This window comes from Sulfuricurvum sp. (genome assembly GCF_028688295.1).
Taxonomy (GTDB): domain Bacteria; phylum Campylobacterota; class Campylobacteria; order Campylobacterales; family Sulfurimonadaceae; genus Sulfuricurvum.
This window is the reverse complement of record NZ_JAQTYM010000099.1, coordinates 1-5697: the sequence shown is the minus strand read 5'-3', so window position 1 is coordinate 5697 and position 5697 is coordinate 1. Positions and strand designations below refer to the sequence as shown.

The 5697-nt window shown below is 40.7% G+C and carries 7 protein-coding genes; all 7 read left to right on the top strand.

The window, feature by feature from the left end; all coding sequences use genetic code 11:
• On the top strand, positions 1-599 hold a 599-nt coding region (locus PHR02_RS12770), incomplete at its 5' end, for an AAA family ATPase (protein ID WP_299992588.1).
• Position 600: 1 nt separating this feature from the next.
• The gene (locus tag PHR02_RS12765; RefSeq protein ID WP_299992586.1) at positions 601-735 is read left to right on the top strand and encodes a hypothetical protein; all 135 of its coding nucleotides are present in this window, start codon (positions 601-603) and stop codon (positions 733-735) included.
• Between the two features lies 1 nt (position 736).
• Positions 737-2011 carry a type VI secretion system-associated FHA domain protein TagH gene (gene tagH, locus PHR02_RS12760; RefSeq protein WP_299992584.1) on the top strand — a complete coding sequence of 425 codons (1275 nt, stop codon included), beginning with the start codon at positions 737-739 and terminating at the stop codon, positions 2009-2011.
• A 9-nt stretch (positions 2012-2020) separates the two neighbouring features.
• Positions 2021-2476, top strand: coding sequence for a type VI secretion system lipoprotein TssJ (tssJ, locus tag PHR02_RS12755; RefSeq protein ID WP_299992583.1), 456 nt, complete (start codon positions 2021-2023; stop codon positions 2474-2476).
• Entirely contained in the window at positions 2473-3807 is a 1335-nt protein-coding gene (gene tssK / locus PHR02_RS12750) for a type VI secretion system baseplate subunit TssK (RefSeq protein ID WP_299992582.1), read from the top strand. Before tssJ ends, tssK begins: the two co-directional genes overlap by 4 nt.
• A gap of 10 nt (positions 3808-3817) precedes the next feature.
• Positions 3818-4723, top strand: a complete 906-nt coding sequence (icmH, locus tag PHR02_RS12745; RefSeq protein WP_299992580.1) for a type IVB secretion system protein IcmH/DotU — start codon at positions 3818-3820, stop codon at positions 4721-4723.
• Positions 4710-5697, top strand: a 988-nt coding sequence (locus tag PHR02_RS12740; protein ID WP_299992578.1) for a type VI secretion protein IcmF/TssM N-terminal domain-containing protein, incomplete at its 3' end; no start/stop codon positions are given. The genes icmH and PHR02_RS12740, both read left to right, overlap by 14 nt.

The following is a 5697-nucleotide window of genomic DNA, read 5'->3' as shown; positions in this document are numbered from 1 at the left end:
CTGTACGTATCAAACCTTATTCAGTGGTGTTACTCGATGAGATCGAAAAAGCACATCCTGATATTCTTAATCTCTTTTATCAGATTTTCGACAAAGGGATCGTCAACGACGGTGAAGGGCGTGCCATCGATTTTAAAAATACGATTATATTGATGACATCCAATCTCGCAACAGAGGCCATTACCCAGATATGCAACGATTATGACAATATCGAATTAGCTCCTCTAACCGAAGCGATTCTACCGATTTTGAGTGATTATCTCAAACCAGCTCTTTTAGGTCGGATGAATGTCATCCCCTATATGAATCTCTCAGTCGAAGCACTCAAAGAGATTGCTGCTTTGAAATTAAAACGGATCGAAAAACAGCTCGCTACTCGTGAGATTAGTTTCAAATACGACCAGAAACTACTCGATCACATCGTAACACTCAGTAATGCAACCGATACGGGAGCTCGTAATATCGAGTTAATCATCAATACGAATCTAATGCCAAAACTCTCACAGAAAATTTTAGAGTGCAGTATTGATGGGACTACTTTGAGTTCACTCCGTGTAAGTATGAACGATGCCAATGAAATTTTAATAAAAGGAGCATGATATGAAAACACTAGCTACTCTATTGATCGTATCGCTGTTAGGGATGATGGTTGTCGGATGTTCAGGGAGCATCGAGCAGTACAAACCCCTCTATCAGGTAAAACCTGAAAAAAAACCAATAAAAAGCGGAGTGTAATATGGAACTCATTTTAGATGTCATTAAAAACGGAAAAAACCGATCGATTCACAAAAGTTTACGTTTTGACAAAAAAGATGGCGTTATCGGTCGAAGCAGCGACGCTGATTACCAGCTAACCGATCCGCAAAACTATATTTCAGGTAAACACGTCTACGTCGAATACAAATACGGGCACTATTATCTTCGTGACGAAAGCAGCAACGGGACATTTCTAAAGCACCCCTATAAAAAACTATCCAAAGGGGTGTCTCATCCCATCACCGCTTCTGAGATTTATATTGTCGGTGATCATGAACTGCAGGTTCGCTTTAGCGATAATGAATATACGGATGATTACATCGTAGGGAGTTTCACCAACGAACCAGAACCACTTGAAGCGATTGATGAGCTCATACCGGATGATGATTTTTTATTTGATGATCCAATAGACCAACCTGATGAGGATGAGTTAGAAACAAAAAATACTCCCCATATTGATGTACTCAATATTCTGGATGATCGAAACAAAGTTTCCATTATGATCGAAGAAGATGAAATAAACGATGATGATCTTCACCCAATCGTTGAAGGACGCAGAGAACTGTTTGAAGAGCATATTGAAGTACCAACGTATACGACTAAACAACAGCCTCAAAAATCTAAACCAACGATTATTTCAGAGGAACATTTAGCACAATCGCTCCGTATTTTAGAAGAAAAGCTAGGAGTTCAGATCATCAATCTAGGTACTCAAGAGCGCGATACTCTCATGCATGAGCTATCCGATGTCATCATTAACGCTCTCGAAGGGCTTCGTAATTCACTCTTTATAAAAGACAAAACGAAACAAGACCTTCGACTCGGTACCTTACACATCGATACCCAAGAGAACAACCCTGTTAAACTCGGCAGATCGGCAACACAACTTCTCGAAGATGAAAAAGTGGGTGGCAGACTCGGTCTTACCAAACTCTCTACGGCTGTTTCCAAATCGTTCACTGAACTCGATTCTCATACCATAGCTTTGCACGGTGCTTCAAAAAATCTCATGAGCATTGCCGTAGCCAACTTCGCCCCAAAAAGTTTGGAATACAAGTTTGAATCGATGGGGACATTACGCGGTCCGATGCCTCGTGCGTGTCAAATCTGGAAATCGTATACTCAAATGTTCGATCGACTCAATGATGATCCGGATTCGGGTGTGGAGATGTTAGCACCCCACTTTACCAAAGAGTATGAAAAAGTCGCTTTTAGTATCGGCTTATCTTCCAATAATACCTATCAAACACACTAGGAGAAAACGATGAAAATTTTATTTCGAGCCATTCCGCTTATACTTATTGCATTGTTTATGAGCAACTGTGCGGACAAACCTACCCACCTAGAGCTTGTCGTTAAATCGGGCGATCGATTAAACCCTAATAAAAACGATGTCCCCTCCCCTTTGATGCTCAATTTTTATGAGCTAAAAACTGCGGATCAATTTACCAAGCTCGATTTTTGGGCACTCAGCGATGAAGCAAAAAAACGTCTGGAGAGTGATCTCATCTCCCAATCCAAACATGTCATTATCCCAAATGAGGAACAAAATTACAAAATACTCTTCGATGAAAACACCAAATATTTTGGAATTGTCGGGAGTTTTAGAAACATCGATTCAAATGCCACATGGCGCCTTCTCAAGACGCTAAAAACAAAAAAATACAACCATCTAGAAATTTTTATCGACAATAACACTATCAAGGAAATCGAACAATGACAAACTCAGTCGTATGGAGAGAGGGGCTATTTATCCGCCCACAACATTTTCAACAAAATGATCGCTATTTCGAATATGAGCTTCGAACACGAACAAGCGAATCAGGACCGAATCAATGGGGACTTTTTGAGCTTGATATCGATGTGCAGTTTCTCAACTCAGGAAAACTGGTTGTGAATCGTGCGTATGGGATCATGCCCGATGGGACACTGGTTGATTTAACGATTAAATCACATGGATTAATTTTAGATATTACCCCTCACGATGCCGGAAAATTGATCTATCTCTCGTTGCCGCTCATAATGCATCACGCTGATACGGTCTCCTTCGAAGAAGAGATCAAACCGACCCGTAAAATAGCACGCCGCGAAAGTGACATTCCCAACACCAACGTGGGAGAAAACTCTAATGCAGAGCTTTTGTTGGCACAGCACAACTTTCGCTTACTTCGTGAAGAGGAGTTGAACGAAGGGTACGGGATCATCCCGATCGCCCGAATCGGATCCGTATCTGCGAGTGGTTCTATCTCCCTTGATGAGAACTTTGTCCCTACCTATTTGCATCTTCATAAATGCCATTATCTTATTACACAATTAAAAGAGATCATGAGTGTCCTCAATTTTCGTATGATTAAATTAGCTGAAAAGCTGAGCGATGTGACGATTCAGGCAGCTGAGCTTGGTGACTATCTACTATTACAACTTTTAAACCGTTTTCACAGCCGATTTCATTTTTATCTCTCACAAGAGAGAGTTCACCCCCATACTTTATTTCTAGAACTCAGCTCATTGGGAGCCGAATTATCGGTATTCATGAAAAAAGAGCGACGGCTGATTCGAGAGTACAACTACGATCATGAAGATCAAAAAGAGAGCTTTCTTCTGCTGTTAAATGAGCTTAAAAACATGCTCAGTATGGTACTGGAGCAAAACAGTCTTAAACTTCCGATTGAACAACGTAAATACGGTATTTTTGTCGCAAAAATCGATGACAAATCGCTCATCGAATCCGGTGCATTTGTCCTAGCGGTAAGTGCAGATATCTCAACCGAAAAAGTGAAAAAACTTCTCCAAGACAACCTAAAAATCGGAACCATCGAAACCATTCGTGATTTGGTCAACTACCATCTAGCCGGATTTAAAATCAAACCGCTACCGGCAGCTCCACGTCAAATACCGTATCGGGTCAACCACATCTATCTCAAAATCGAGTTGAGCGGCGAAGAGAAAAAGACCTTACAAAGCTCCGGCGGTATGGCTTTCCATCTAACCGGCGAGATCGAAGGGATCGAATACACCTTATGGGCTATTCGAAATAATAAAGAAACATGAGAGGGATGTGATGAACACAACGGATAACAAAACGGTATTACTCCCCTCCTCCGAGTCAGAGAACCGACTAACAGGATTTAGCACCCCTGCAAAACCCTCTGAGGGTTTTACGAAAATGGTGAAATCTCCGCAGCCCCAACAATCGTATAACACGTTTTTCCAAGAGCATGATACGAATTTCGTTTCTGGAAACAACCCCTTTATTGCCTTGGCAACGCCACTGTTTAAACACATGGATATTCTCCTGCATACCTATGATGTAGGGGATGTCGGAGGGATTCACACTTTATTACTTCAAGAGATTGAAACGTTTAGCCAAAATGCTGCAAAACAAAATCTTGACAGTTCCCAAGTATCGGTTACCCGCTACCTTCTATGTACTTTTTTGGATGAGTTGATTTGTACTACCTATTGGGGAAAAGACAATGATTGGGCACATGGGAGTTTACTAAGCCATTTTTATCATGAAACGTATGGAGGAGAAAAGTTTTTTCAGCTCTTGAGCAAACTTTTGGCATCACCTGCCAACAATATCCATCTTTTGGAATTTATGTATGTCTGTATCTCTTTAGGATTTGAGGGGAAATATCGGATACAAACCAAAGGGAAAATGGAACTCGAATCGATACGGGATAATCTCTACAAACAGATCAAGACCGTACACGGTCGACAAAGTAAAAAATTCTATAGCGATCATACCATCTCATCGCAACAACACCATTTCTTTTATAAAGCATCTTATTTGGCTCTCACGCTCGGTAGTCTCATCGTATTAACCCTAATCTATACGATCTTTACTCTGACATTAAATTCTCAAGAGAATGATTTCATCCCGATCGTACAAAATGAGATTAATGAAATTACCGACATCAAACAACACCATTCCCTCTCAAAGGATACCAATGGATCGATTTAACCGCATAAAGCTTTTTAAAAGTACCCGTTTTTGGATTTTAGTAGCAGCTTTTGTTATCGCCCTTATTGTGATCATGTTGGGTGATGCTATGTTTGATTTTCTTGCATCACTCTCTCTGCGTCTTTTAATCGGTTTCTCGATTTTTTTCGGCACTGTTATGGCTATTTTGCTCCTCAAACTCTATGGTAAACAAGAGAGTCCCGAAGAGCTGCAAGAGAAAAAAATCCTTCGCGACAAAGAGAAAGCCAACGAAGATATTGTTAACAGCAAAGTATCCGATTTAAAAATTCGTTTTGCCGAAGCGACTAAAATCATTAAAAACTCAAGTATCTATAATACTCGCGATGCCAGCTATGAACTCCCTTGGTATCTGGTGGTAGGAAGAGAAAAAGAGGGAAAAACCTCTTTACTCGAATCCTCAGGACTCGATTTTCCACTCAATGTTGATTATCAACAACGCAGTGTTATGGAAGCGGGATCAACACAATCCTTTCAATGGTATTTTGCCGAACATGCCATATTTGTCGATATGCCGGGAAAATTCATTTCCCAAGAATCAGGATCGGTAGACCAAGGGGTTTGGAAAGCATTTTTACAACTATTTAAAAAGAAACGTTGGAAACGCCCTATCAACGGAGTTGTTCTCACGCTCAGTGTTGAGACCCTTATGGGTAAAAATGAGGTTGAGCTAGAAAACTATGCCAAAGGTCTTAGAGACCGATTTGATGAACTTTCCAGTGCATTTACCTCTTCGATCCCCATCTACCTCTTTGTAACTAAAACTGACAAAATACCGGGGTTTAACGAATATTTCTCGACATTGAACGATACAGAAAAAGATGAAATTCTCGGTATGACGTTTGATGAGAACAAAAATATTGACAGCAGTGTCGTTCAGCCTGAATTTGAGACATTGATCAAACGGCTCGATGATTCGATTCTTGATCGAATACACCAAGAGTGGGACAGCGCGT